22 protein-coding genes are annotated in these 23,331 nt (G+C 70.8%); 15 read left to right on the top strand and 7 right to left on the bottom strand.

Annotated features, from left to right (window positions below; translation table 11 throughout):
* From WAE60_RS19225 to WAE60_RS19215, 3 genes are all read left to right on the top strand, one after another.
* On the top strand, positions 1-1,579 hold a 1,579-nt coding region (locus WAE60_RS19225; protein ID WP_337687973.1), incomplete at its 5' end, for a stalk-specific protein X.
* Positions 1,580-1,621: 42 nt separating this feature from the next.
* Complete coding sequence (locus tag WAE60_RS19220) at positions 1,622-2,374, top strand: TerC family protein (protein ID WP_029916410.1); 753 nt, start codon at positions 1,622-1,624, stop codon at positions 2,372-2,374.
* Positions 2,374-2,766, top strand: coding sequence for a DUF423 domain-containing protein (locus tag WAE60_RS19215; protein ID WP_029916408.1), 393 nt, complete (start codon positions 2,374-2,376; stop codon positions 2,764-2,766). The genes WAE60_RS19220 and WAE60_RS19215 overlap by 1 nt, the downstream gene beginning before the upstream one ends.
* Here WAE60_RS19215 and WAE60_RS19210 read toward each other — a convergent pair.
* Positions 2,763-3,980: a multidrug effflux MFS transporter gene (locus WAE60_RS19210; RefSeq protein WP_337687971.1), complete on the bottom strand. Its 1,218-nt coding sequence runs from the start codon at positions 3,978-3,980 to the stop codon at positions 2,763-2,765. The two genes, WAE60_RS19215 and WAE60_RS19210, sit on opposite strands and share 4 nt — an antisense overlap.
* A gap of 119 nt (positions 3,981-4,099) precedes the next feature.
* Between WAE60_RS19210 and WAE60_RS19205 the strand changes: the two genes are divergently transcribed.
* Positions 4,100-5,083: an alpha/beta hydrolase gene (locus WAE60_RS19205; protein ID WP_337687968.1), complete on the top strand. Its 984-nt coding sequence runs from the start codon at positions 4,100-4,102 to the stop codon at positions 5,081-5,083.
* A gap of 91 nt (positions 5,084-5,174) precedes the next feature.
* Here the strand turns inward: WAE60_RS19205 and WAE60_RS19200 are convergent, their stop codons facing one another.
* Positions 5,175-5,453, bottom strand: coding sequence for a low temperature requirement protein A (locus WAE60_RS19200; protein WP_337687967.1), 279 nt, complete (start codon positions 5,451-5,453; stop codon positions 5,175-5,177).
* A 97-nt stretch (positions 5,454-5,550) separates the two neighbouring features.
* Here WAE60_RS19200 and pip point away from each other — a divergent pair, with 97 nt between their 5' ends.
* Positions 5,551-6,540 carry a prolyl aminopeptidase gene (gene pip / locus WAE60_RS19195; RefSeq protein WP_337687965.1) on the top strand — a complete coding sequence of 330 codons (990 nt, stop codon included), beginning with the start codon at positions 5,551-5,553 and terminating at the stop codon, positions 6,538-6,540.
* Here the strand turns inward: pip and WAE60_RS19190 are convergent.
* On the bottom strand, positions 6,537-7,703 hold the full coding sequence (locus WAE60_RS19190; RefSeq protein ID WP_337687962.1) for a low temperature requirement protein A: 1,167 nt from the start codon (positions 7,701-7,703) through the stop codon (positions 6,537-6,539). The genes pip and WAE60_RS19190 overlap by 4 nt on opposite strands.
* Positions 7,704-7,810: 107 nt before the next feature.
* Here WAE60_RS19190 and WAE60_RS19185 point away from each other — a divergent pair, with 107 nt between their 5' ends.
* The 5 genes from WAE60_RS19185 to WAE60_RS19165 all read left to right on the top strand — a co-directional run bounded on the left by WAE60_RS19185 (position 7,811) and on the right by WAE60_RS19165 (position 13,084).
* Positions 7,811-8,296, top strand: coding sequence for a hypothetical protein (locus WAE60_RS19185; RefSeq protein ID WP_337687961.1), 486 nt, complete (start codon positions 7,811-7,813; stop codon positions 8,294-8,296).
* A gap of 81 nt (positions 8,297-8,377) precedes the next feature.
* A complete protein-coding gene (locus WAE60_RS19180) occupies positions 8,378-9,832 on the top strand; it encodes an O-antigen ligase (RefSeq protein ID WP_337687959.1) in 1,455 nt (484 codons plus the stop codon).
* 17 nt (positions 9,833-9,849) lie between these two features.
* Complete coding sequence (locus tag WAE60_RS19175; RefSeq protein ID WP_337687957.1) at positions 9,850-10,716, top strand: 50S ribosomal protein L11 methyltransferase; 867 nt, start codon at positions 9,850-9,852, stop codon at positions 10,714-10,716.
* Positions 10,717-10,788: 72 nt separating this feature from the next.
* Positions 10,789-11,229: a hypothetical protein gene (locus WAE60_RS19170; protein WP_337687955.1), complete on the top strand. Its 441-nt coding sequence runs from the start codon at positions 10,789-10,791 to the stop codon at positions 11,227-11,229.
* A 43-nt stretch (positions 11,230-11,272) separates the two neighbouring features.
* Positions 11,273-13,084 carry an aminopeptidase P family protein gene (locus WAE60_RS19165; RefSeq protein WP_337687952.1) on the top strand — a complete coding sequence of 604 codons (1,812 nt, stop codon included), beginning with the start codon at positions 11,273-11,275 and terminating at the stop codon, positions 13,082-13,084.
* A 51-nt stretch (positions 13,085-13,135) separates the two neighbouring features.
* Here the strand turns inward: WAE60_RS19165 and WAE60_RS19160 are convergent, their stop codons facing one another.
* Both WAE60_RS19160 and hrpB read right to left on the bottom strand, forming a co-directional pair.
* Positions 13,136-13,579 (bottom strand): hypothetical protein, encoded by a 444-nt coding sequence (locus WAE60_RS19160; RefSeq protein ID WP_337687950.1) that lies wholly within the window; start codon positions 13,577-13,579, stop codon positions 13,136-13,138.
* Positions 13,580-13,693: 114 nt separating this feature from the next.
* Positions 13,694-16,165, bottom strand: a complete 2,472-nt coding sequence (gene hrpB, locus WAE60_RS19155; protein ID WP_337687977.1) for an ATP-dependent helicase HrpB — start codon at positions 16,163-16,165, stop codon at positions 13,694-13,696.
* A gap of 243 nt (positions 16,166-16,408) precedes the next feature.
* Here hrpB and WAE60_RS19150 point away from each other — a divergent pair, with 243 nt between their 5' ends.
* Together WAE60_RS19150 and WAE60_RS19145 are read left to right on the top strand one after the other, a co-directional pair.
* Entirely contained in the window at positions 16,409-17,992 is a 1,584-nt protein-coding gene (locus WAE60_RS19150; protein WP_029916384.1) for an amino acid permease, read from the top strand.
* A gap of 104 nt (positions 17,993-18,096) precedes the next feature.
* Positions 18,097-18,810, top strand: coding sequence for an MBL fold metallo-hydrolase (locus tag WAE60_RS19145; protein ID WP_029916382.1), 714 nt, complete (start codon positions 18,097-18,099; stop codon positions 18,808-18,810).
* A 12-nt stretch (positions 18,811-18,822) separates the two neighbouring features.
* Here WAE60_RS19145 and WAE60_RS19140 read toward each other — a convergent pair whose 3' ends face one another.
* On the bottom strand, positions 18,823-19,257 hold the full coding sequence (locus WAE60_RS19140) for a dockerin type I domain-containing protein (RefSeq protein WP_029916381.1): 435 nt from the start codon (positions 19,255-19,257) through the stop codon (positions 18,823-18,825).
* Between the two features lie 104 nt (positions 19,258-19,361).
* On the opposite strand from WAE60_RS19140, the gene WAE60_RS19135 reads away from it, so the two are divergent.
* The 3 genes from WAE60_RS19135 (at position 19,362) to WAE60_RS19125 (ending at position 22,580) form a co-directional block, all read left to right on the top strand.
* Positions 19,362-20,144 (top strand): response regulator, encoded by a 783-nt coding sequence (locus WAE60_RS19135; RefSeq protein ID WP_051696033.1) that lies wholly within the window; start codon positions 19,362-19,364, stop codon positions 20,142-20,144.
* Positions 20,141-21,658: an ATP-binding protein gene (locus WAE60_RS19130; protein ID WP_337687945.1), complete on the top strand. Its 1,518-nt coding sequence runs from the start codon at positions 20,141-20,143 to the stop codon at positions 21,656-21,658. The genes WAE60_RS19135 and WAE60_RS19130 overlap by 4 nt, the downstream gene beginning before the upstream one ends.
* Before the next feature lie 94 nt (positions 21,659-21,752).
* A complete protein-coding gene (locus WAE60_RS19125) occupies positions 21,753-22,580 on the top strand; it encodes an EF-hand domain-containing protein (RefSeq protein WP_337687942.1) in 828 nt (275 codons plus the stop codon).
* Here the strand turns inward: WAE60_RS19125 and WAE60_RS19120 are convergent.
* The gene (locus WAE60_RS19120) at positions 22,577-23,176 is read right to left on the bottom strand and encodes a DUF1345 domain-containing protein (RefSeq protein ID WP_231499535.1); all 600 of its coding nucleotides are present in this window, start codon (positions 23,174-23,176) and stop codon (positions 22,577-22,579) included. The genes WAE60_RS19125 and WAE60_RS19120 overlap by 4 nt on opposite strands.
* Positions 23,177-23,331: the final 155 nt, after the last annotated feature.

The following is a 23,331-nucleotide window of genomic DNA, read 5'->3' as shown; positions in this document are numbered from 1 at the left end:
GGCCGCGCCGGCGCCCGTCGTCAGCTCCAACCCGAATCTGAAAACCTGGCGCCGTCCGGACGGCACCTTGGTCACCGCCATGGCGCCGATCGCCAATCCCAAGGCCACCCGCTATGCGCCGCGCGCGGTCTCCGCGCCGGCTCGCCGCGGTCGCGCCGCGCCCGCTCCGGCCGCCAAGCCCTCCGTCGTCGCCAAGGCGCCGGCCAAGCCGGCCGTCGTCGCGCCCGCCCCGGCCCCGGTGAAGCCGGTCGTCGCGGCCAAGCCCGCCGTCGCCCCAGCCAAGGCCCCGGTCGTCGCCGCGGCTGCTGTCGCGCCCGCCACCAAGCCCGCCCCGGCCCAAGTCGCCGCGAAGCCGCTGACCAAGCTGGAGAAGCTGCAGGCCGCCGTCGCGCCGGAAGCCACCAAGGGCGCGACCCTGGCCACGGCCGAAAGCCTGGGCCAAGGCAAGGAAGGCCAGGTCACCCTGTCCCTCCCCGCCACCCTGGGCGACCTGATCAAGAAGGAAGCCGCCAAGCTGGGCCTGGGCAAGCCGGCCAAGAAGGCCAGCGCCTACGCCGACCTGCAGGGCCAGGGCTACGAGATCACCCCGAACGGTCGCCAGACCGCCGAGATCAAGGCCGGCGAGCCGGCCACCTTCGCCTGGCAGGTCAAGCCGACCGCCGCCGCCAAGGGCCCGCTGAAGACCGACTTCGGCGTCGAGCTGAACGGCGCCAAGCCGGCGCAGGGCTTCACCCTGGGCTCGATCTCCAAGCAGGTCGCGCCGATCCAGGAAGCGGTGAAGGAGAAGACCAAGGGCTTCAAGTTCGCCATGCCCAGCCTGCCGAACCTGGGCAAGTATGAAACCGTCGACCTGCCGGGCGTCGGCAAGGTGCCGGGCAAGTCGCTGCTGGGCGGCGCCCTGGTGCTGCTGGCCCTGCTGATCCTGGTGGCGATCGCGCGCAACGCCGCGGCCTCCAAGGCCCGGGCCGAGCGTCGCCGCAAGTTCCGCACGCTGACGGATTACGGCCGCAACGAGATGGAGCACGACGCCCCGCCCGCTTCGGCCAGCGTCAACTACGTCAACCCGATGGTCGCGGCCGCCGGCGGCGCCCTGGCCGGCGCGGCGGTGGCCACGGCGGTCAACCATCATGACGACCACGGCCACCACGACGATCACGGCCATGACGCCCATGGCCACGACGACCACGGCCATGGCCACGATGATCATGCCCACGGCCATGACGATCACGCGCACGGGCACGACGACCACGCCCACGACGCCCATCACGTGAGCGCCCAGGCGGTCAGCGGCCACGATCATCACGACGATCACGGCCATGGCCACGACGACCACGCCCACGGTCACGACGACCATGGCCACGGTCAGGGCCACGACGACCACCACGTCGCCCCGACGGCCGGCGCGCCGGTCCTGGCGGTCAGCGGTCACGACCATCATGACGACCATGGCCACGGCCACGACGATCATGGTCACGGCCATGACGACCACGGCCACCGCCATGACGATCACGCCGGTCATCACGACGACCACGGGCATCACGCCCACGATCCTCACAAGGAACTTGAGCACGCCCACTAGGGGGCGCTTGCCAGACCCGCCCGCCTGACGCATTGAGGCCTCATGTTTGACGCGCTCCTCGCCCAGGTGGGCGGACTGAACGGTCCGTTCGCGGCCTTCCTTTCCGTCCTGATGATCGACCTCGTCCTCGCGGGCGACAACGCGGTGGCCGTCGGCCTGGCGGCGGGCGGCCTGCCGGCCAAGGATCGCAAGAAGGTCATCCTCTACGGGCTGGGCGCGGCCGTGGTGCTGCGCATCAGCTTCGCCCTGATCACCACCTGGCTGCTGGGCGTGATCGGCCTGCTGCTGGCCGGCGGCATCCTGCTGCTGTGGGTCTGCTGGAAGATGTGGCGCGAGCTGCGCGAGCAGATCACCCACGACCAGGCCAACGCCCAGGCATGCCTGGACGACGACCCGAACACCGAACCCGTCAACGTCAAGCCGGCCAAGAGCTTCCAGCAGGCCTTCCTGCAGGTGCTGATCGCCGACGTCTCGATGTCGCTGGACAACGTGCTGGCCGTGGCCGGCGCGGCCCGCGAACACCCGGCCATCCTGGTGTTCGGCCTGTTGCTGTCGATCATCCTGATGGGCGTGGCCGCCAACGCCATCGCCAAGCTGCTGCACAAGCACCGCTGGATCGGCTTCATCGGCCTGGCCATCGTGCTGTACGTGGCCGCGCACATGATCTGGGAAGGCCACCGCAGCGTGGTCATCGACCTGAACAAGACCCAGGCCTACAACGCCGCCATGCCCTCGTTCGTGGAGATCACGCCGAACGAGGTGGCCGAGCACAACTCGCACAAGAAGCACAAGTGATGCGCGGCCCCGCCCTGGTCGTCCGGCTGGCCGCGCTCAGCGGCTTCCTGGCCGTCGCCTTCGGCGCCTTCGCCGCGCACGGCGCCAAGGACGCCCGGGCGGTCGAACTGCTGCACACCGGCGCGCTGTACCAGATGACCCACGCCCTGGCGGTGTTCGGCTGGCTGGCCGTGCGCCAGATCGGCGAGGCTAGGGCTGGCGGCAAGGCGGGCATGACCGCCCCTGCCCTGTTCCTGGTCGGGACCGTGCTGTTCTCGGGCTCGCTGTACGCCCTGGCGTTCGGCGCGCCGCGGATCATGGGCCTGGTCACGCCATTCGGCGGCCTGTGCTTCCTCGCCGGCTGGCTGCTGCTGGCCTGGCGGGCGGGAACGATCGTCGACCGCGAGGCCTAGGCCGCGCGCCGGTCCTTGGGGACCGCCAGCAGGAAGATCGCCAGGCTCGATCCCGCCAGGCAGGCGAACATCACCGCCGCCACGGGCCGGGGCGTGCCGTCGTGCAGCACCCCGCTGACGCCCGAGGCCAGGGCCCCGGCCGCGAACGACACCCCGCCCATCAGGGCCGAGGTCGAGCCGGCCCGGCTGGGATCGACGCTCAGCGCCCCGGCCATGGTGTTGCCGGCCATCAGGCCGTAGCTGGACAGGGCCGCGAAGAGCAGGGGCAGGACCGTGAACTGTCCGCCCAGGCCGCTGTAGGCCGCGACGGCCAGCAGCAGGGCGGCGACGATCGAGGCGATGCTGGCTCGCACCAGCACCTGGTCGGGCGTGAAGCGCCGCAACAGCAGGCGATTGACCTGGCTGGCCCCGATGATGCCCACGGCGTTGAAGGCGAAGATGATGTTGAAGACCAGCGGCGGGTGGCCATAGGTCCCCATCACCAGGTCCGGCGCGGTCGAGATGTAGGTGAACAGGGTCGCGCCGTTCAGGGCGCCGGCCAGGCCGTAGCCGACCAGCCGCTTCTGGCGCAGCAGGGCGAAATAGGCCCGGAACGGGTTTTCCGACCGCGCCTGGACCGCCGTGGCCTCCGACCGCGACTCCGCCAGGCTCAGGGTCACCCACAGGCCGATCAGCAGGCCGAACACCGCCAGGGTCCAGAACACCCCGCGCCAGCCAGCCAGGAACTGCACCGCGCCGCCCAGCTGCGGGGCCAGCACCGGCGCCAGGCCCATGATCAGGGTCATCATCGACAGCACCCGGGCCGTGTCGGCGTGGTTGAACTTGTCGCGCACCACCGCGCGGGCGATCACCGGCCCCGCGCAGCCGCCCAGGGCCTGGACGAAGCGGGCGGCGATCAGCACCTCGACCGACGGCGCCAGGGCGCAGACCACCGAGGCGGCGATGAAGATACCCACGCCCAGCAGCAGCGGCAGGCGACGTCCGAACCGGTCCGAGGCCGGGCCGTACAGGAACTGGCCGATCGCCATGCCCGCGAAGAACGCCGCCAGGGTCGCCTGAACGTCCTCGGCCCCCGCGTGCAGGGTCCGGCCGATGTCGGGCATGCTGGACAGGTACATGTCGATCGACATCGGCGCGAAGGCCGTGAGGGCGCCCAACATCAGGACGAGCCGCCAGGGCGTGGCGGCGGGCGTGGGCTGTGCGGTGTCGGTCATGGCCGCGCTTTTACGCTTGTTTTCCGCAAGGGTAAGTCCTTGACCGTACGAATCGCGGCCTTGCCCGATGCGACGCCCTCCCGCAAGGTGATCAGCAATAATATAAGCAGGGAAACGCCATGACCCGTCTTGCGCCGCCGATGCCCGAGCCCGCGTTCGCGCAGATCAACGGGATCCGCATGGCCTATTACGAGGCCGGGCCGCGCGTGGGCGTGCCGATCGTGCTGTGCCACGGCTTCCCGGAGTTCTCGTATTCCTGGCGCTGGCAGATTGCCGCCCTGGCCGCGGCCGGCCGCTGGGTGATCGTGCCCGACCAGCGCGGCTACGGCCTGACCGACCGCCCCGAGGCGGTCGAGGACTACGACATGGCCCACCTGACCGGCGACCTGGTCGGGCTGCTGGACCATCTGGGTGTCGAGAAGGCCGTGTTCTGCGGCCACGACTGGGGCGGCCTCGTCGTCTGGCAGATGCCGCTGATGCATCCCGACCGGGTGGCCGGCGTGGTGGGCGTCAACACCCCGTTCCTGCCGCGTCTGCCGGTCGACCCGATCACCGCCTTCCGCAACGCGTTCGGCAACGACATGTACATCGTCCACTTCCAGAAGCCCGGCGTGGCCGACGCCCAGCTGGCGGCCGACGTCGAGAAGACCATGCGCTACTTCATGCGCAAGCCGACCGGCGTCCAGGCCGCCTTCACCAGCGGCGAGACGGGCGGACGCTCGCTGGCCCTGCAGGACGGCCTGGCCCGCTTCGACGTCGCCGACACCTCGGCCCAGCTGCTGGAGCCGGAGGAACTGGCGACCTTCGTCGAGACCTTCCAGCGCACCGGCTTCACGGGCGGGATCAACTGGTACCGCAACTTCGTGCGCAACTGGGAGCGGGCCGAGCACCTGCCGGCGCGGATCGACGGCGTCCCCTGCCTGATGATCATGGCCGAGCACGACGTGGTGCTGCCGCCGTCCCTGGCCGACCGCATGGGCGACCAGATCTCGGACCTGGAGAAGGTGCTGGTCGAGGGCAGCGGCCACTGGACCCAGCAGGAAGCGCCCGAGCGGGTGAACGCCATCCTGATCGACTGGCTGGGTCGGCGGTTCCCGAACTAGAAACGCGGGGGACATGCCCTTGCGGCGTGTCCCCAACAGCAGGCGCAGCGCTTGAACATGGGGACACGCCGCAAGGGCATGTCCCCGACTGCTAGTCTAGCTGCTTGGGCGCCTTCTCGCCCGCCAGCAGCTCGGCCCGGCGGCGCATGGCGGCCGCCATCTGCAGCATGGCCAGGGCCGAGGTCGGGTCACGCTCGGCGGCGCGCAGGGTGTAGAGCTGGGCCGTCACCTGCAGCGGGATGACCTTGTCCAGGCCCTCCGGCCCCATGAGGGCGGCGATGGCGCGGTCGAGGTCGGCCAGCTGGCGCGGGCTGAGCATGGCCAGCAGTTCGTCGTCGCTGAAGTCTTCGGGATTCGGCTTGTCGGTCATCACGCTCAGGATAACGCAAATGACGGCCGCGGGGACACAGGCCCTTCTTCGCGTCGCGGCGTTCCCTCGCGCCCCGAAACGGGGTTAGGGTTGGCGCATGGATCGTAATGCTTCCGCCTCCCCGATGTCCGCCACCGGTCGCCGCGGCCTGTTTCGCGACATCGAGCCCTTCTCCTTCGGCTGGCTCAACACCGACGGTCCGCACGAAATCTATTACGAGGAATGCGGCGCGCCGCGCGGCAAGCCGGCGGTGATCCTGCACGGGGGTCCCGGCGGCGCGGTCAATCCCACCATGCGGCGGTTCTTCGACCCCAGCAAATGGCGCATGGCCCTGTTCGACCAGCGGGGCTGCGGCCGCTCGCGCCCCAACGCCAGCCTGGAAGACAACACCACCTGGAGCCTGATCGCCGACATCGAGCGGCTGCGGGTGCATCTGGGCGTCGAGAAGTGGACCGTGTTCGGCGGCTCGTGGGGCTCGACCCTGGCCCTGGCCTACGCCATCGCCCACCCCGACCGGGTCGAGGCCCTGGTGCTGCGCGGCATCTTCCTGCTGACCCAGAAGGAGCTGCGCTGGTTCTACCAGGACGGCGCCTCGATGCTGTTCCCCGACGCCTGGGAGCGGTTCCTGGCCCCGATCCCGGTCGAGGAGCGCGGCGACCTGATGGCGGCCTACCACCGCCGCCTCACCCATCCCGACCGTCGCGTCCAGGCCGAGGCCGCCGGCGCCTGGAGCCAGTGGGAGGGCGACACGATCTCGCTTCGCGGACCCGAAGCGCGTCCGCCCAAGTTCAACGAAGAGGACTTCGCGATCGCCTTCGCGCGGATCGAGTGCCACTTCTTCACCAACGGCGGGTTCTTCGACGAGGACGGCTGGATTCTCCAGAACATCCACAAGATCCGCCACATCCCGGCCTGGATCGTCCAGGGCCGCTTCGACGTGGTCACTCCGCTGGACAGCGCCTGGGCGCTGCACCGGGCCTGGCCCGAAGCCCGGTTCGAGATCGTCTGGGACGCCGGCCACGCCTCGACCGAGCCCGGGGTCATCGACGGCCTGGTGCGGGCGACCAACGCGGCCCTGGCGGTCTAGGCGCGGGCCTCGGCGCGACGCGACAGGCCCTCCCGGACGGCCAGGCCCAGCAAGACCCCCGTCGTGGCGATCGACAGGATCAGCGGGCTGACCACCAGGCTGGCGGGCGCCAGGGCCGCCAAGGCCAGCAGGGCCGCGACCTGGGCCGGCGCCCAGGCCCGGAACACCGCCCGCTTGAACAGCAACCCGCCCAGCAAAAACAGGAACGGCCCGCCGATCAGCGCGGCCGCGGTCTTGGGATCGGTGTGACCCGTCGGGTGGTGGATGGTCCACTCGTCGGCCACAGCCGTGACGATGATCCCGGCGATCGGCAGCAGGTGGATATAGGTGTAGGCCGTGCGGGCCAGGCGGCCGGGGTCCTTGGCGTGGCTGATGGCCTCGCTGGCCGCCTCGGCGGTGTCCGCGAAATAGATCCACCACATGGCCAGGCTGCCGGCGAACGAGGCCAGAAAGGCGGCGATCACCGTCGGCGTCCAGGCCAGGCCCGCCGTCGTCGCGCCCATGACCAGGATCGACTCGCCCAGGGCGATGATCGTGAACAGGGCGCAGCGCTCGGCCAGGTGCCCGCCCTCGACGTCCCACTCCTCGGCGCGGGCCCGGCCCATGCCGGGCGTCCAGAACCCCATGGCCGGCGAGACGTATTCCAGGGCGATCGCCCCGCCCCAGAGCGCCAGGCGCACGCCGCCCTCGGCCAGGCCGCCGGCGATCCACAGCACGCCGGAGGCCGCGAACCAGGCCGAAATGCGGATGAAGTTGCGGCTCTGGAACGGATGGGCCCGCATCGCCCAGGCGGTGAACAGGCTGCGGCCCAGCTGGATGGCCACGAAGGCCAGGGCGAAGATCAGGCCGCGCTCGCCGAACGCCTTGGGGATCGACATGGTCAGGACCATGCCCACCACCATCACCGCGAACAGCATGATCCGCACCGGCGGCCGTTCGGGGTCCAGCCAGTTGGTGACCCAGGCCGTAAAGATCCACGCCCACCAGACGGCCATCAGCAGCAGGCCCGTCTCGACCACGCCCAGCAGGGTCGCATGCTGCATCAGGCCGTGCGACAGCTGGGTCACCGCGAACACGAAGACCAGGTCGAAGAACAGCTCGACATAGGTGACCCGCGCGTGGCCGCCGGCGGCCCGGTCGCGGAGCATGTGTCGGCTTGGCATGGCGGAATCCCTCGTGGCGAGTCGCCAGCCTAGAGCGTGGCGGCGGAAAGTGGAGACATCCACGCCGGCGGATAGAACGTTTTGCGCTCCGGCGCGCTTCCGTTGGTATGGACGCCTCGGACCTCCTTCTCCATCGCACCGCCCTGATCGGCGCCGCCGTCGCCCTGGCGATCGGGCTGACGGGCGGCCTGGCCCTGAAGGTCGGCGCCCAGACCGCGCCGGAGTCCGACATGGCCTTCGCGTCCGAGCCCTCGGCGTCCCAGGACGAGCCGATCGCCTGGCCCAGCGGCAAGGTCCCCGGCTACGTGGTCGGCACCGACTTCCTGCGCCCCCAACAGCCCGATACGCCCGTGGTGGTGGCCTCCTACGAGGTCCCGGAATACGTCCCGGCGGCCTGGACCGAGCCGACGCCCCAGGCCCAACCCGTCCGTCTGGCCGAAGCCGGCGAGCGCCGGTGGCCTTCGACCGGCGGCGACATCCTGGACACCCGCCTGCCGGAGGACGCCCCCTCCCCGCCCGAACCGCCGCTGGCGATCGACGCGCCCGACGCGCCCCAGGCCGCCGCGCCCATCATCATGGCCGCCGCCAACTAGGCCAAGCTCGGCCCCTCCCTTGCAGCCGACCGCTCCAACCCAGGGCGCGTGTTCCATTTCGCGCCACAGGCGAGGATCGGGATGACGGACACAGTGCACGACGACGAACGGCCCGACCTCTGGCGCAAGCTGGAAGCCCTGGCCTGCGGCTTCGTGCTGTTCATGCTGTCCAACGCCTTCATCGGACCGCTGCTGGATCCCCTACAGGCCGGCGGCGAGAACAATCCCGTGCTGCGGCTGATGTGGCTGCCGGTCTACGCCCTGATCCTGGGCCTGGCCGTCTGGCGCGCGCCGCGCGTCATGCGGTTCTGGTTCCCGGCCGTCATGCTGAGCCTGCTGATCTTCTGGGTGTTCGCCTCGGCCTCGTGGTCCTTGGAGCCGGGCACCACCAATCGCCGTGCCCTGGCGGCGGCGTTCACCACCCTGTTCGGGCTCTATTTCGCCTCCAGCTTCGACGGCAGGCGGATGGCCGAGATCATCGCCACCACCTTCCTGTTCCTCGCCATCGGCGGCGGGCTGGCGGCGGTGGCCTACCCCAAGATGGGCGTCCACCACGACGTCAACGCCGGCGACTGGCGCGGCCTCTGGTACGAGAAGAACCAGATGGGCGCGATGATGGTCTATGGCGCCCTGGCGGCGATGGCCGCCATCCTGGCCGGTTCGCCCCGTCGCAAGCAGATGGTCGTCACGATCCTGCTGTGCGCGGCGCTGATCGTGATGACCAAGTCCAAGACCTCGCTGGTCGTGCTGCTGATGGGCCTGGGCGGCTCGATGCTGCTTACGGCCATGCGGCGCGGGCCCGCCACGGCGATCGTCGTGGTCTGGCTGGGCGTCACCGTGGTCCTGACCATCGCCCTGGTGATGTGGCTCTCGCCCGAGCTGGTGTTCAAGGCCCTGGGCAAGGACCCCACCCTGACCGGCCGCACCGACATCTGGGCCGCCCTGCTGCGCCAGTCCGCCAAGCGCCCCCTGACCGGCTACGGCTACGCGGTGTTCTGGACCCTCGAATCCCATCCGGCCCAATGGATCCGCAAGGAGACCGGCTGGCTGGTGCCCACCGCACACAACGGCTGGCTCGACATCCTGGCCCAGCTGGGCTGGATCGGGGTGGGCCTGTGCGCCCTGGTGCTGGGCGGATCGCTGCTGGTCTCGCTGCTCCGCTTCCGCCGGGTGCAGGACGGGTACTGGGCCACCCTGTTCCTGGCCATCTTCCTGATGACCACCTTCTCCGAGAGCTTCATCCTGGAGCGCAACGGCATCGCCTGGGCCCTGGCCTGCGCGGCGGTGACGCGGTTGCTGGGTCCGGTGTGGACCAAGCCGGCCGAGACGGCTCAACGCCGCCCGATCTTCGCCGAGGCGCCGCTGGCCTGGTCCCTGGCCCCCGCCGAGCCGGTGTTCGAGATCTGGACGCCCGAGCCGGGCCGCGCGCCGGTCGTTGCCCAAGCCGCGACGCGACCTGCGCCACGTCCCGCGACCTTCGGTCAGTCCTTCCAGCCCACTTTTGGCAAGCGCGCGGTCTCGCCTTTCGGCGCTTAGGCGTCTACTGGAGCGGCATGACCGACTACACGCCCCAACAGATCGTCGCCCGCGGCGCGCGCGCCGACGCCGAAGCCGCCGCCGACGCCATCGACAACCACCCCGGCCTCGAGGGCGCGACCTACTCGATCCTGGAAGAGGACGAGGACAAGGGCGTCTGGCGCATCGACGCCTTCCCGACGACCGACGAGGAAGACGCGGGCCTGCTCGCGGTCCTGGCCGGCTATCCGCTGAAGGTGGTGCGCGAGCAGCTGGCCGACGCCGACTGGCTGGCCATGGCGCTGTCGGGCCTGCCACCGGTGCGCGCCGGCCGGTTCTTCGTCTACGGCATGCATGATCGCGGCCGGGTGCCGGCCAGCGCGGTCAACCTGCGCATCGAGGCCGGCGCGGCCTTCGGCACCGGCCACCACGGCACCACCGTCGGCTGCCTGCTGGCCTACGACAAGCTGCTCAAGGCCCGGAAGTTCAACAAGGTGCTCGACGTCGGCGCCGGCACGGGCCTTTTGGCCATCGCCGCCGCGCGGACTGGATCACGGATCGCCGTGGGCACCGACATCGACAAGCCCAGCGTGCGCATCTCGCGGGAGAACGCCAAGGTCAACCGCGCCAACGCCCGGTTCGTCCACGCCTCGGGCCTGTCCAACCGCCTGGTGGCCGACAACGCCCCCTACGACCTGGTGTTCGCCAACATCCTGGCCCGCCCGCTGATCAGCCTGGCCCAGGACATCAAGAACGCCCTGATCCCCGGCGGCACGGTGATCCTGTCGGGCCTGCTGCGCACCCAGGAGCGGATGGTCAAGGCCGCCTACCTCTCGCGCGGCTTCAAGGTGGTGGACCGCATCCACCGCGACGCCTGGGCGGCGCTGGTGCTGCAGCGGCCGTAGGCGGAACGCGGAACACCCTCAGCCTCCTCCACGTTTCTCCCGGCGGGACACTCTCGCTCCAGGAGCAACGTCATGACCTATGTCGATCCCCAAGGCCCGCCGCCCGAGCGCGTCGTCCATGTCCGTCGCGAAGGCGGCGCGACGGGATGGTTCGTGGCCGGGGCGGTGGCCATCGTCGCCGTGGTCGCCATCGCCTTCATGCTGACCGTGGGCGCGCGCACGCCCACCGACGACCAGATCGCCCAGGCCCAGGAACAGGGCCGCGCCGCGGCCGTCGCTGAAACCGCCCAGACCGGCGCCGCCCAGGCCACGATCGTCGCCCAGCAGGCCGCCCGCGACGCCAGCGCCGCCGCCGACAGCGCCCGCCGCTCGACCGAGGCCACGGCCGCCAACGCCGCCCAGTCCGCACGGGACGCCTCGGCCCGCGCCGCCCTGTCGCGCGACGACACCCTGGCCCCTTCGGCCGATCCGAACATCCAGACGCCGCCGGCCCAACCTCAGCCGGTGAACTAAGCCCCTCTTTCCAGGGAAGCGGGGTGGGACTACATCGAAGGTCATGCGCCAGACCTTCGATGAATCCACCGATCCGGGCTTCGGCCCCCGCCACGTTCCCCTGATCCGCGCCGCCATGGCCAAGCAGGGCCTGGACGGCTTCCTCGTCCCGCACGAGGACGAGCATCAGAACGAATACCTCCCCGCCGCCAACGACCGCCTGGCCTGGGCCAGCGGCTTCACCGGCTCGGCCGGGGCCGGGGTGATCCTCAAGGACCGCGCCGCCGTGTTCGTCGACGGCCGCTACACCCTGCAGGTGCGCGATCAGGTCGACCAGGGCGTGTTCGAGATCCGCGACCTCGTCGAGGGCGGCGTGCCGGCCTATCTCGAGACCGCCTCCAAGGGCGCGGTGATCGGCTACGACGCCCGCCTGCACAGCCCGCAGGCCCTGGACGGCCTGAAGGCCGCCGCCGCCAAGGCCGGCGCCGCGCTCAAGGCCGTGGCGATCAACCCCATCGACGAGGCCTGGGGCGCCCAGCGTCCCGCCCAGCCCGCAGCTCCGGTCGTGCCCCAACCCGTGAAGTACGCGGGCGAAGAGTCGGCCTCCAAGCGCGCCCGCGTCGGCTCGGCCGTCGCGGCCCTGGGGGCCCAGGCCGCGGTGATCACCGCCCCGGCTTCGATCGCCTGGCTCTTCAACATCCGCGGCGGCGACGTCATCCGCTCGCCCCTGCCGCTGTCCCAGGCCGTGCTGCGCGCCGACGGCACGGCGCGGCTGTTCCTGGACCCCGCCAAGGTCACCGACGACCTGCCCGCCTGGCTGGGCAACCAGGTGTCGCTCGAGACGCCCGAGGCCCTGGACGGGGCCCTGGCCGAACTGTCAGGCCAGAAGGTCGTCGTCGATCCGGGCCAGTCCTCGGCCTGGTACTTCGACACCCTGGCCGCCGCCGGCGCCGAGGTGGTCCGCGCCATGGACCCCTGCACCTTGCCCCGCGCCTGCAAGAACGCCGTCGAGATCGCCGGCACCGTCGAGGCCCACAAGCGCGACGGCGCGGCCCTGACCCGCTTCCTGCACTGGCTGGCCACCGAGGGTCAGGTCAATCCGCCGGACGAGAAGGAGGCCGTGGCCAAGCTGGAGGCCTTCCGCGAGGCCACCGGCGTGCTCAAGGACCTCAGCTTCGACACCATCGGCGCGGCCAACGGCCACGGCGCCCTGCCCCACTACCGCCCCACCGAGCGCAGCAACGAGCGCGCCGCCATGGGCTCGCTGCTGCTGGTCGACAGCGGCGGCCAGTACCTGGACGGCACCACCGACGTCACCCGCACGGTCGCCATCGGCGAGCCGACGGCCGAGATGGTCACCCGCAACACCCTGGTGCTGAAGGGCCACCTGGCCATCGCCCGCCTGCGCTTCCCCGCCGGCACCACCGGCTCGGCCATCGACGCCTTCGCCCGCGCGGCCCTGTGGAGCCACGGCCTGGACTACGACCACGGCACCGGCCACGGCGTCGGCGTCTATCTGGGCGTCCACGAGGGCCCGCAGCGGATCAGCAAGGCGCCCAACACCATCGCCCTGCAGCCGGGCATGATCGTCTCGAACGAGCCGGGCTACTACAAGGATGGGGAATACGGCATCCGCATCGAGAACCTCGAAGTGGTGATGCCGGCGGAAGGCGTCGGGACGGGCGACCGCCCGATGCACCGCTTCCACGCCCTGACCCTGGCTCCGATCGACCGGCGCCTGGTGGACAAGAGCCTGCTCAGCCCCGAGGAGATCGCCCAGTTCGACGCCTATCACGCGCGGGTCTTGCGCGAGATCGGGCCGCTGGTCGACGGCGAGGTCCGCGCCTGGCTGGAAGCGGTCTGCGCGCCGCTCTGACCGTTTCGACGACCCCGCTCCTCGCTGGAGCGGGGTCGTCGACACCTGTCGCTATTTGGCGGAAGGCGAGTTGATCCCCGCCTCCTTGAGCATCTCCTCGAACTTCTTTTCGTCGATGGACTTGCCCAGCCCGGCCATGCCCTCGGCCACCTTGGGGTCGCTCATCAGGCCGCGCATGGCCGCCTGGCCGAGCACGCCGAACGCCTGGCCGATCGAGCCCGTGCCCTCATACTTCAGCGCATCGACGGTCTCCTTGCGGCAGTCGACCAGCATCAGGCGCTGCATCAAGGCGCCCGCCTTCTGGACGGCGGCGTCGCGCTGGGCGTCGGTCAGGTTGGTCATCGGCTTCACCGTCGGGTGAGAGCTGATCGCCGCGAACAGCCAACCCACCAGCTGAGCCTGGTCGGCATCGGTGGTCGAGCGCACGAGGCATTTGGACATGTCGTCAGCATAGACGCCGGCCGAGGCCATGCCCGGCACGGCGAGCGCGCCCAAGAGGGCGGCGCAAGTGATCAATCGACGCAATGATAGTCCCCCGAAAAAGGCGGCGACTCTGCCGCGGGCGCAGTGGTGCAACTTCGCCGGCCATGGACAAGCTTTTTCGCCGTCCTACGTACCCCGAGGCTTGGCCCGGGTCGTCGGCGCCGTCGTTGCCGGGTCGTCCGGCCAGACGTGGCGCGGATAGCGGCCCTTCATCTCCGTCTTCACCTCGCGCCACGAGCCCTTCCAGAACCCGGGCAGGTCCTTGGTGATCTGGATCGGCTTGTGGCCCGGCGACAGCAGGGCCAGCACCAGGGGCGCGCCGCCGACCGTCGGGTGGGCGGTCAGGCCGAACAGCTCCTGCACCCGCACATCGACGCGCGGCCCGCCGTCGGCGGCGTAGTCGATGGCGAAACTGGACCCCGTCGGAGCCGTGAACCGGGCTGGGGCCTCGGCGTCGAGGCGGCGATGCAGCTCCCAGGGGATGAGCGTTCGAATGGCGTCGGTCAGCGCGCCGTCCGGGAGCTGGCTCAAGGCCGAGCGGCCGGCGAGCAGCGGCTCCAGCCACTCGTCCAGCCGCGCCAGCAGGGCCGCGTCCGACAGGTCCGGCCAGGTCTCGGCGTCGCGCCCGCGCAGGAAGGCCGCCCGGCGGCGCAGGGCCTGGGCGCCCTCGCCCAGCGGCACGGCCGACAATCCCTCGCGCGCGACCTGGTCCAGCAGCGCCTTGGCGACCAGACCTGGATCGACCTTGTCCAGCAGCCGCTCCTCGACCACCAGCTTGCCCAGGCGCAGCAGGCGGCGGGCGCGGACCTTGCCCTTGGCGTCCGGCTCCAACCGGTCCTCGGCCACCAGCCGGTCGGCGAAGGCCTCGCGCAGGGCCGCCTCGTCCAGCGGCGCGGCCAGCAGGATGCGGTCGCGGGCGTCGCCGCCGCCCAGTTCGCCCACGGCCAGCCAGGTCTCGCGGGCCAGGGCGTCAGTGGGCTCCAGATAGACCCCGCGCCCGCCGGCCAGCTGATACTCGCCCGGCTTGCCCCGCGCCTTGGCCACCCGCTCGGGATAGGCCTCGGCCAGCATCAGGGCGTCGTCCAGCGGCGCAGCGCCCGACGCACGACCGGCGGACCGCGCCCAGCGCTCGGACAGGATGCGGGCGTCGCGGGCCCTCGGCGAGCGGTCGCGGTCGAAGCTTTCCAGCCGGTGGCGCAGGTCGACGTCGCGGCCGCCCAGGCCCTGCTCGCTGAGCACGGCGGCGACCTTGGCCCCACGTTCGGCCTGGCCCGAGGCCGCGGCGCGGACCACCATGTGGGCCAGACGCGGGGCCAGGGGCATGTCGGCCAGGGCGCGGCCGTGGGCGGTGAGGCCGCCCTGCCCGTCCAGGGCCTGCAGGCGATTGAGCAGGGTCCGCGCCTCGCTGAAGGCGGCCGACGGCGGCTTGTCGAGGAAGGCCAGGTCGCCCACGTCGCGCGCGCCCCAGCGGGCCAGGTCCAGCGCCAGGCGCGACAGGTCGGCCTCCAGGATTTCCGGCCTGGCGAAGGCCGGCAGGGCCCGGGTCTCCGGCTCGTCCCACAGGCGGTAGCAGACGCCCGGCTCGGTGCGGCCGGCGCGGCCCCGGCGCTGGTCGGCGGCGGCGCGGCTGACGCGGACGGTCTCCAGCCGGGTCAGGCCGCTGGACGGGTCGAAGCGCGGCACGCGGGCCAGGCCGCAATCGATCACCACCCGCACGCCCTCGATGGTCAGGCTGGTCTCGGCGATCGAGGTGGCCAGCACCACCTTGCGACGCCCCGGCTGGGCCGGGGCGACGGCGCGGTCCTGCTCGGCGGGCTCGAGCGCGCCGTAGAGCGGCGCGACGTCGACCTCCGGCCGCCGAAGCCGCTCGCGCAGCAGGGTCTCGGTCCGGCGGATCTCGCCCTGCCCCGGTAGGAACACCAGCAGGCTGCCGGTCTCCTCGGCCAGAGCCCGTTCGATCGCGCGGACGACGCGCTCCTCCAACCGCTGGCGTTCGTCGCGGCCGAGGTAGCGGGTGTCGATCGGAAACATCCGCCCCTGGCTCTCGACCACCGGGGCCTCGTCCAGCAGGGTCGATATCCGCGCCCCGTCCAGGGTGGCCGACATCACCACGATCTTCAGGTCCTCGCGCACCAGGCCTTGCGCGTCGCGCGCCAGGGCCAGGCCCAGGTCGGCGTCCAGGCTGCGCTCGTGGAACTCGTCGAAGATCACCGCCGCCACGCCGTCCAGGCCGGGATCGTCCAGAATCATCCGGGTGAACACGCCCTCGGTCACCACCTCGACCCGGGTCCTGGCCGACACCTTCGACTGCAGGCGGACCCGAAAGCCCACGGTTTCGCCGACGCCTTCGCCCAGGCTCTGGGCCATGCGCGAGGCCGCGGCCCGGGCGGCCAGGCGACGCGGCTCCAGCATGACGATCTTGCCGCCCGCGACCCACGACTCGTCCAGCAGCGCCAGGGGCACGACCGTGGTCTTGCCCGCGCCCGGCGGCGCGACCAGCACGGCGGCCTCGCGCGCGGCGAGCGCGGATCTCAAGGCCGGCAGGGCGTCATGGATGGGAAGGGTCACGCGGCGTGGTTTAAGGGCGCGGAAGAAAATCGCCAAGCGCGGGCCATCGAACACCGGTCTCCTCGCCAGCGCCCAACCCTGAGGCAGCAACGGTTAGGAAGCGTGCTGCGTCGCAACAACGGCCCGGCAGGTCATGGCCCGTATTGCGCGCAGCGGGGCGAACATTTACGGACGCCCTCCGCTTTACCTTGACCGCGTCCCGTTAACCGGGCCAGGGTCCGCAAAATTTATCTACGCGGCCCCCGGGGGTGGCCGCGGGTCTCTGGAGGAAATATGTGGCGCGTTAAGTCGCTGGACGCGATTCTAGCAACGGCCGAGAAGAAGTCGCTGCATCGCTCGCTCGGTCCCATTCAGCTCACCCTGCTCGGCGTGGGCGCCATCATCGGCACCGGCATCTTCGTTCTGACCGCGGCCGCCGCCCAAAAGGCCGGCCCGGGCATGATGTGGAGCTTCGTGATCGCGGGGGCGGTCTGCGCCATCGCCGCGCTCTGCTATTCGGAACTGGCTTCCATGGTGCCGGTGTCGGGGTCGGCCTACACCTACACCTACGCCGTGATGGGCGAACTGCTGGCCTGGATGGTCGGCTGGGCCCTGATCCTGGAATACGCCGTGGCCGCTTCGGCCGTGTCGGTCGGCTGGTCGGGCTACTTCCTCGGATTGATCGAGAACGCCCTGCACTTCCACTGGCCCGATCTGCTGCGATCCGGACCCGCCTGGTCGATGAACGGCTTCGTGCCGACCGCCGACTTCAGCAAGGGCATCGTCAACATCCCGGCCATCCTGGTGGCCCTGACCGTGACGGCCCTGCTGGTGCGCGGCACGACCGAAAGCGCCCGCGTCAACGCCATCCTGGTGGTGATCAAGGTGACGGCCCTGACGGCCTTCGTGATCCTGACCATCCCCGTGCTCAAGACCGGCAACTTCTCGCCCTTCACCCCCAACGGCTGGTTCGGCCCGCATGGGACGACGGGCATGGGCGTTGTCGGCGCCGCCGCCTCGATCTTCTTCGCCTATGTCGGCTTCGACGCGGTCTCGACCGCCGCCGAAGAGACAAAGAACCCGCAGCGCAACGTGCCGATCGGCCTGATCGGCAGCCTGGGCATCTGCACCGTCTTCTACCTGCTGGTCGCCGCGGGCGCGATCGGCGCCATCGGCGCCCAGCCGGTGCTGGCCCTGGACGGTTCGGTCGTCCAGCCGGGTTCGGCCGCCTTCCAGGCCGCCTGCGCCACCGCCGCCAACGCCGACCGCCTGGTCTGCTCGAACGAAGCCCTCGCCCACGTCCTGCGCGAGATCAACTGGCCCGTCGTCGGCAACCTGCTGGGCCTGGCCGCCAACCTGGCCCTGCCCTCGGTCATCCTGATGATGATCTACGGCCAGACCCGCATCTTCTTCGTGATGGCCCGCGACGGCCTGCTGCCGCAGAGCTGGGCCACCATCCACCCGAAGTGGAAGACGCCGCACGTCGTGACGATCTTCACCGGCGTCTGCGTCGCGATCGCCGCCGCCTTCTTCCCGGTGGGCCAGCTGGCCGACATCTCCAACTCCGGCACCCTGTTCGCCTTCTTCATGGTGGCGATCGCGGTGATGGTGCTGCGGGTGAAGGATCCGAACCGTCCGCGTCCGTTCAAGACGCCGGCGGTCTGGATCATCGCGCCCCTGGCGATGGTCGGCTGCGCGGGCCTCTACTTCAACCTGCCGCTCGAGGCGATGGCCGTCCTGCCGATCTGGGGCGGTCTGGGCCTGGTGATCTACTTCGCCTACGGCTACCGCAAGAGCCACGTGGGTCGCGGCATCACCGACGAGATCCACGAACTGGACGCCGACGCTCCGCCCACCGGCGTTCCCGGTCAGGACTGAGATTAGGACTTGAACAGGCGTTCATAACGCTTAGTTCGGACGGGCGGGGATCCTCGGGTCCCCGCCCGTTTTCGTTTCGGAGCTTCCTCGAAGGATTTGGCCGCATGACCGACATGCCCATCCGCGCCGTCATCGCGCCGGTCACGCCGCTGCAGCAGAACTGCACGATCGTCTGGTGCGCCAAGACGAAGAAGGCCGCGGTGATCGACCCGGGCGGCGAGATCCCGCGCCTGATGAAGGCGATCGAGGACCAGGGCCTGACCCTGGAGAAGATCTGGATCACCCACGGCCACATGGATCACGCCGGCGGCGCGGCCGAGCTGAAGCGCCTGACCGGCGTCCCGATCGAGGGGCCGCACAAGGACGACCAGTTCTGGATCGACCGCATCCAGGAGAGCGGCGAGATGTATGGGATCCCGGAGGCCCGGATCTTCGTCACCGACCGCTGGCTGGACGACGGCGACGTGGTCACCCTCGGCGAGACCCAGTTCGAGGTGCTGCACTGCCCGGGCCACACCCCCGGCCACGTGATCTTCTTCCACCGCCAGGCGCGCTTCGCCCAGGTGGGGGACGTGCTGTTCAAAGGTTCGATCGGCCGCACCGACTTCCCGCGCGGCAATCACCAGGACCTGCTGGACGCTATCACCGGCAAGCTGTGGCCGCTGGGCGACGACGTCCAGTTCGTGCCGGGCCACGGCCCGATGTCGACCTTCGGGGCCGAGCGCCGGTCCAACCCGTTCGTCAGCGACCTGGCGATCGAGGCGATGAACGTCCAGGGCAAGGACTACGAAGCCCCGGTGAACCGCTCGCCGGGCTAGGCCGGCTCAGCCCTAGTTGGGCGGGCCGCGCCGCATCGGCCGCTCGGCCTCGCTGAGCTTGCCGTCCTTGTCGGTGTCGAGGGCGGCGAAGCGGGCCTTACTGGCGGCCAGGGCCTCGGCCAGCGTCACCTTGCCGTCGTGGTCGGCGTCCATCGCGCTCCAATCGCCGCCGCCTCCACCGCCGGGCCGCGGCCCCGCGTCGGGCCGCTGGGCGCGGAACTCTTCCATCCGCTTCTGGATCGCGGCCAGTTCGGTCGCGTCGATCACGCCGTCCTGGTTGGCGTCCATGCGCTGGAACCGGGCCTGGGCCGCGTCCTCGAACTCCTGGGCGCTGATCACCCCGTCGCCGTTGGCGTCCTGATTGCCGCGCGGCCCCTGGGCCTGGGCCAGGCCGGCGGAGGAGACCAGGAAGAGGACGGCGAAACCCGTCGGCAGGAGGCGGGACATGCTTGTCTCCAAACAACAATTGCGGGGATTGGTCGCATGCGTGGGTTGCGTCCCTGTTGCAGGCGTGAAATCTGCAGGAGACGGGGGCGTGGAAAGAGCAAGTCATGGAAAGTTCGCAAGATCCCGCGACGGCCTCCGCCGCCGCCCCCGTGTCCGGCCAGAACACCGACCCCGCGCGTGGCGCCCGCATCCTGATCGTCGACGACGATCCGGGCATCCGCGACGTCGTCGCCGATTTCCTGGGCCGGCACGGCTACACCATCGACACCGCGTCCGATTCCCGGACCATGGAGCAGGCCCTGGCCCGCGGGCCGGTCGACCTGATCGTCCTGGACATCATGCTGCCCGGCGAGGACGGCCTGGCCATCTGCCGCCGTCTGTCGGCCGCCGACGGCCCCGCCATCATCATGCTGTCGGCCATGGGCGAGGAGACCGACCGGATCGTCGGCCTCGAACTGGGCGCCGACGACTACCTGCCCAAGCCGTGCAATCCGCGCGAGCTGCTGGCCCGAATCCGCGCCGTGCTGCGCCGCCGGCAGGAACCGCGCACGGTCGACGACGGCATGGGCGCGGCCTGCGAATTCGCCGGCTGGCGCCTCGACCTGGTCCGCCGCGAACTGCGCTCGCCGCAGTCGGTGGTGGTCAACCTGTCCAGCGGCGAGTTCTCGCTGCTGCGCGCCTTCGTCGAGCGGCCGCAGCGCGTTCTGACCCGCGACCAGCTGCTGGACCTGGCCCGAGGCCGTGAGAGCGACGCCTACGACCGGGCCATCGACGTCCAGATCAGCCGTCTGCGCCGCAAGCTGGACGACGGCGGCGGCGGCGAGCTGATCCGCACGATCCGCAGCGAAGGCTACATGTTCACGTCCAAGGTGACCCGCACCCCATGAGCGAACGCGTGCGGGTGAAGGGCCCGAGCAGCGCCCCGCTGTTCGTCCAGGCCCTGGGCCTGGTCATCGTGACCCTGGTGGCGGCGCAGCTGATCGCCATCGCCGTGGTCTTCAACCTGCCCGCCCCGCCGCCCGAGATCTATCGGATGAGCGAGATCGCCCGCGCCCTGAAGGGGCCGGCGACCGTCCAGCCGCGCGACGGGCGCCTCCTGGTGCTCCGCCGCAACGTCGGCCCGATCCGGGGCCTGGTCGACAACCGGCGTCGCGCCGAGTTCAAGACCGCCCTCGCCCGCGAAGTCGGCGTCGATCCGGCCCGGATCGAGATGGACATCGACACCGGCCCCCGCTTCTTCGTCCGCGCGCAGAAACGCACCTTCGTCCAGGAACTCCCGCGGGATGTCCGCCACCGTCCGCCGGAAGGCCCCGGCGGTCCGGGCGGCCCCGGCGGACCACGAGGAGGCCCCGAAGGGGCTAACGGCTTCGGACGCCCCGGCGGCCCCGGAGGCCCCGGAGGCCCGCCGGAAGGTCCCGCCGGGCCGCCGCGGATCTTCCAGTTCGACGGTCCTCGCGATGAGCCGTTCATCGTCGGCGACTTCAAGGTGGCGGTCCACCAGGACGACGGCCGCTGGACGGTCGTGGAGCCCAAGCCCGCCATCCGCTTCGACAGCTGGCAGCAGCGGATCCTGCTGATCCTGGCCCTGTCGGTGCTGTGCGTCTCGCCCTTGGCCTGGCTGTTCGCCCGCCGGCTGTCGGGTCCGATCAGCGCCTTCGCCGGCGCCGCCGAACGCCTGGGCCGCGACCCGCGCGCCGCGCCCCTGGCCCTGAAGGGCTCGGCGGAGGTGATCGCCGCCGCCAACGCCTTCAACATGATGCAGGAGCGCTTGCGCCGCTATGTCGAGGACCGCACGGCGATGATCGGCGCGGTGGCGCACGACCTGCGCACGCCCCTGACCCGCCTGCGCTTCCGCATCGAGGCGGTGCCGGACGACGTCCGGGCCAAGCTGGCCTCCGACATCGACCAGATGGAGGCGATGATCGCCGCCACAATGGCCTTCGTGCGCGACACCACCCGCCCGGCCGAGCGCACCAAGCTGGAACTGGCCTCGCTGCTGGAGAGCATCATCGACGAGGCCGCCGAGACCGGCGGCCGGGCGTCGGTGGAACTGGGCGAGAAGATCATCATCGACGGCGATCCCGTCGCGCTTCGCCGCCTGCTGACCAATCTGGTCGAGAACGGTCTGAAGTACGGCGGCGCCGTGCAGGGCCGGGTCCGCGCCGAGGGCCGCCTGGCGGTGGTCGAGATCGACGACAACGGCCCCGGCATCGCACCGGCCGAGCTGGACCGCGTGTTCGAGCCGTTCTTCCGCAGCGAGCCCTCGCGCAACCGCGAGACCGGCGGGATCGGGCTGGGCCTGGCCGTCGTCCGCTCGGTGGCCCGCGCCCACGGCGGCGACGTCACCCTGCACAACCGCCCCGAAGGCGGCCTGCGCGCCCGCGTCGAGCTGCCGTTCTAGGCTGGATACGCAGCCGACAAGGAAGCCCCGGGTTTGTTTCGAGACCGCAAAAGCTGCGCCATACGCAGGACATCCCGGCGGCGTTGATCAAGCCATGCAAACCTTCACGGGCCTCCGCGCCACCTGCATCCTGATGTTCGCCGCCCTGTGCCTGGGGGCCTGCGCCTCCGGCCCGCCGCAGGACGGCCCACGCGGCGACTGGGGCAAGGCGCCGCGTCCGCGTCCGCCCGAAGAGGGCGAACCGGGCGGGCCGCCGCGCCGAGCCCGCCCGCAGGTGTTCATCAGCCCGGCCGGCGAGCCGTTCCGCGCCGAGCCCGGCGCCCCCTACCCCGTCGCCGCCTGGTTCGCGGGCGCCGACACCGACCATGACGGAGCCCTGACCCGCGACGAGTTCGTCGCCGACGCCCTGCGGTTCTTCGACAAGATCGACAGCGACCACAACGGGGTCATCGACGGCTTCGAGGTCTCGACCTACGAAACCAAGGTCGCGCCCGAGATCCTGCAAGGCTTCCAGGGCGACGGCGGCGGTCGCGGCGAGCAAGGCGGCCGGCCCGGCGGCGGACGTCGCGGCGGTCGCGGCGGACCACCTTCCGGCGGCGGGTTCCCCGGCGGCCTCGGCTTCGCCGGCCAGGACGACGGACCGCCAAGCGGTGGCCGTCGCCGCGGCGGCGGCATGATGGGCGGCATGCTCCAGGGTGCGACACCCTACAGCCTGCTGGCCGAGCCTGAGCCGGTCATGGCGTCCGACGGCGACTTCGATCGCCGCATCACCCGCGCCGAGGCCACCAAGGCGGCCAAGGCCCGCTTCGCCCTGCTGGACAAAGACGGCGACGGCCGGCTGCGCCTGGCCGACCTGCCCCGCACCCCGGTCCAGGCCCGGCTCGAAGGCCCGCGCCCCGAAGGCAAGCCGCCCCGCCGCTAGCTGACCAGCCCGGCGATGATGTTGATCCCCAGGGCCAGGACGGCGGTGTTGTAGAAATACGAGCAGACCGCCTGGGCCGTGACCAGGTTGCGCAGCTTGTTGGTCAGGATGTTGTTGTCCGACACCTGGAACGTCGCCCCGATGCTGAAGGCCAGATAGACGAAGTCGAGATAGGTCCGGGCGGGCTCGCCGGGGAACAGGATGCCAGGCTTGCCCGTTCCGTCGCCGAAGTGGCGATGGGCGTAGTGCAGCGTGAACACCGAATGCAGAACCACCCAGGACAGCACCAGGGTGACCCCGGCGCAGACGGCGGTGATCGCCTTGATGTCCGGCCCCGCCGACTTGGCGTGCAGCATCGCCGCCACCACGGCGACCAGGCTGGACAGGATCGCCATGAGCACCAGCAGTAAAATTTGCGAAGGCTTTTCATCCTCGGCCGCGGCCCGCCGGCGCACCTCGGCTTCGTCGGCGGTCAGGAAAAGGTGCCAGGTCGTCGTGACGTAGACCAGCGCGCAGACATCCCAGCCGATCAGCAAATGCGTGCTGACCGGAGCATTTAGGTGACGCGCGCCGAGCCAGCCGAAAACGCCGGCCACGGCGGCCGCCAATAGCCGCCAATGGCGCGATATTGCTGCGCTTTCAGGTTTTTTCGCCCGGGCTTTCGTCATGCTTTTTGCCTCTCCGTCGCAGGCCTAACGCGAAACTCTGCAATTTTGTCTCGCCTGTTGGGTGAACCGAACGCGACTTCACC

Origin of the sequence: Caulobacter sp. CCG-8 (genome assembly GCF_037402475.1) — a bacterium.
Lineage (GTDB): Bacteria > Pseudomonadota > Alphaproteobacteria > Caulobacterales > Caulobacteraceae > Caulobacter.
This window is presented reverse-complemented; position numbering and strand designations above follow the sequence as displayed.

What these genes read in the sequence shown, in the direction of transcription:
- WAE60_RS19175 (WP_337687957.1), top strand. Translation starts at nt 9,850, where the DNA reads ATGACCGACTACACGCCCCAACAGATCGTCGCCCGCGGCGCGCGCGCC.
- WAE60_RS19220 (WP_029916410.1), top strand. Translation starts at nt 1,622, where the DNA reads ATGTTTGACGCGCTCCTCGCCCAGGTGGGCGGACTGAACGGTCCGTTC.
- WAE60_RS19140 (WP_029916381.1), bottom strand. Translation starts at nt 19,257, where the DNA reads ATGTCCCGCCTCCTGCCGACGGGTTTCGCCGTCCTCTTCCTGGTCTCC.
- WAE60_RS19135 (WP_051696033.1), top strand. Translation starts at nt 19,362, where the DNA reads ATGGAAAGTTCGCAAGATCCCGCGACGGCCTCCGCCGCCGCCCCCGTG.
- WAE60_RS19205 (WP_337687968.1), top strand. Translation starts at nt 4,100, where the DNA reads ATGACCCGTCTTGCGCCGCCGATGCCCGAGCCCGCGTTCGCGCAGATC.
- WAE60_RS19170 (WP_337687955.1), top strand. Translation starts at nt 10,789, where the DNA reads ATGACCTATGTCGATCCCCAAGGCCCGCCGCCCGAGCGCGTCGTCCAT.
- WAE60_RS19130 (WP_337687945.1), top strand. Translation starts at nt 20,141, where the DNA reads ATGAGCGAACGCGTGCGGGTGAAGGGCCCGAGCAGCGCCCCGCTGTTC.
- WAE60_RS19145 (WP_029916382.1), top strand. Translation starts at nt 18,097, where the DNA reads ATGACCGACATGCCCATCCGCGCCGTCATCGCGCCGGTCACGCCGCTG.
- WAE60_RS19190 (WP_337687962.1), bottom strand. Translation starts at nt 7,703, where the DNA reads ATGCCAAGCCGACACATGCTCCGCGACCGGGCCGCCGGCGGCCACGCG.
- WAE60_RS19185 (WP_337687961.1), top strand. Translation starts at nt 7,811, where the DNA reads ATGGACGCCTCGGACCTCCTTCTCCATCGCACCGCCCTGATCGGCGCC.
- WAE60_RS19165 (WP_337687952.1), top strand. Translation starts at nt 11,273, where the DNA reads ATGCGCCAGACCTTCGATGAATCCACCGATCCGGGCTTCGGCCCCCGC.
- WAE60_RS19180 (WP_337687959.1), top strand. Translation starts at nt 8,378, where the DNA reads ATGACGGACACAGTGCACGACGACGAACGGCCCGACCTCTGGCGCAAG.
- WAE60_RS19200 (WP_337687967.1), bottom strand. Translation starts at nt 5,453, where the DNA reads ATGACCGACAAGCCGAATCCCGAAGACTTCAGCGACGACGAACTGCTG.
- WAE60_RS19125 (WP_337687942.1), top strand. Translation starts at nt 21,753, where the DNA reads ATGCAAACCTTCACGGGCCTCCGCGCCACCTGCATCCTGATGTTCGCC.
- pip (WP_337687965.1), top strand. Translation starts at nt 5,551, where the DNA reads ATGGATCGTAATGCTTCCGCCTCCCCGATGTCCGCCACCGGTCGCCGC.
- WAE60_RS19210 (WP_337687971.1), bottom strand. Translation starts at nt 3,980, where the DNA reads ATGACCGACACCGCACAGCCCACGCCCGCCGCCACGCCCTGGCGGCTC.
- WAE60_RS19150 (WP_029916384.1), top strand. Translation starts at nt 16,409, where the DNA reads ATGTGGCGCGTTAAGTCGCTGGACGCGATTCTAGCAACGGCCGAGAAG.
- WAE60_RS19215 (WP_029916408.1), top strand. Translation starts at nt 2,374, where the DNA reads ATGCGCGGCCCCGCCCTGGTCGTCCGGCTGGCCGCGCTCAGCGGCTTC.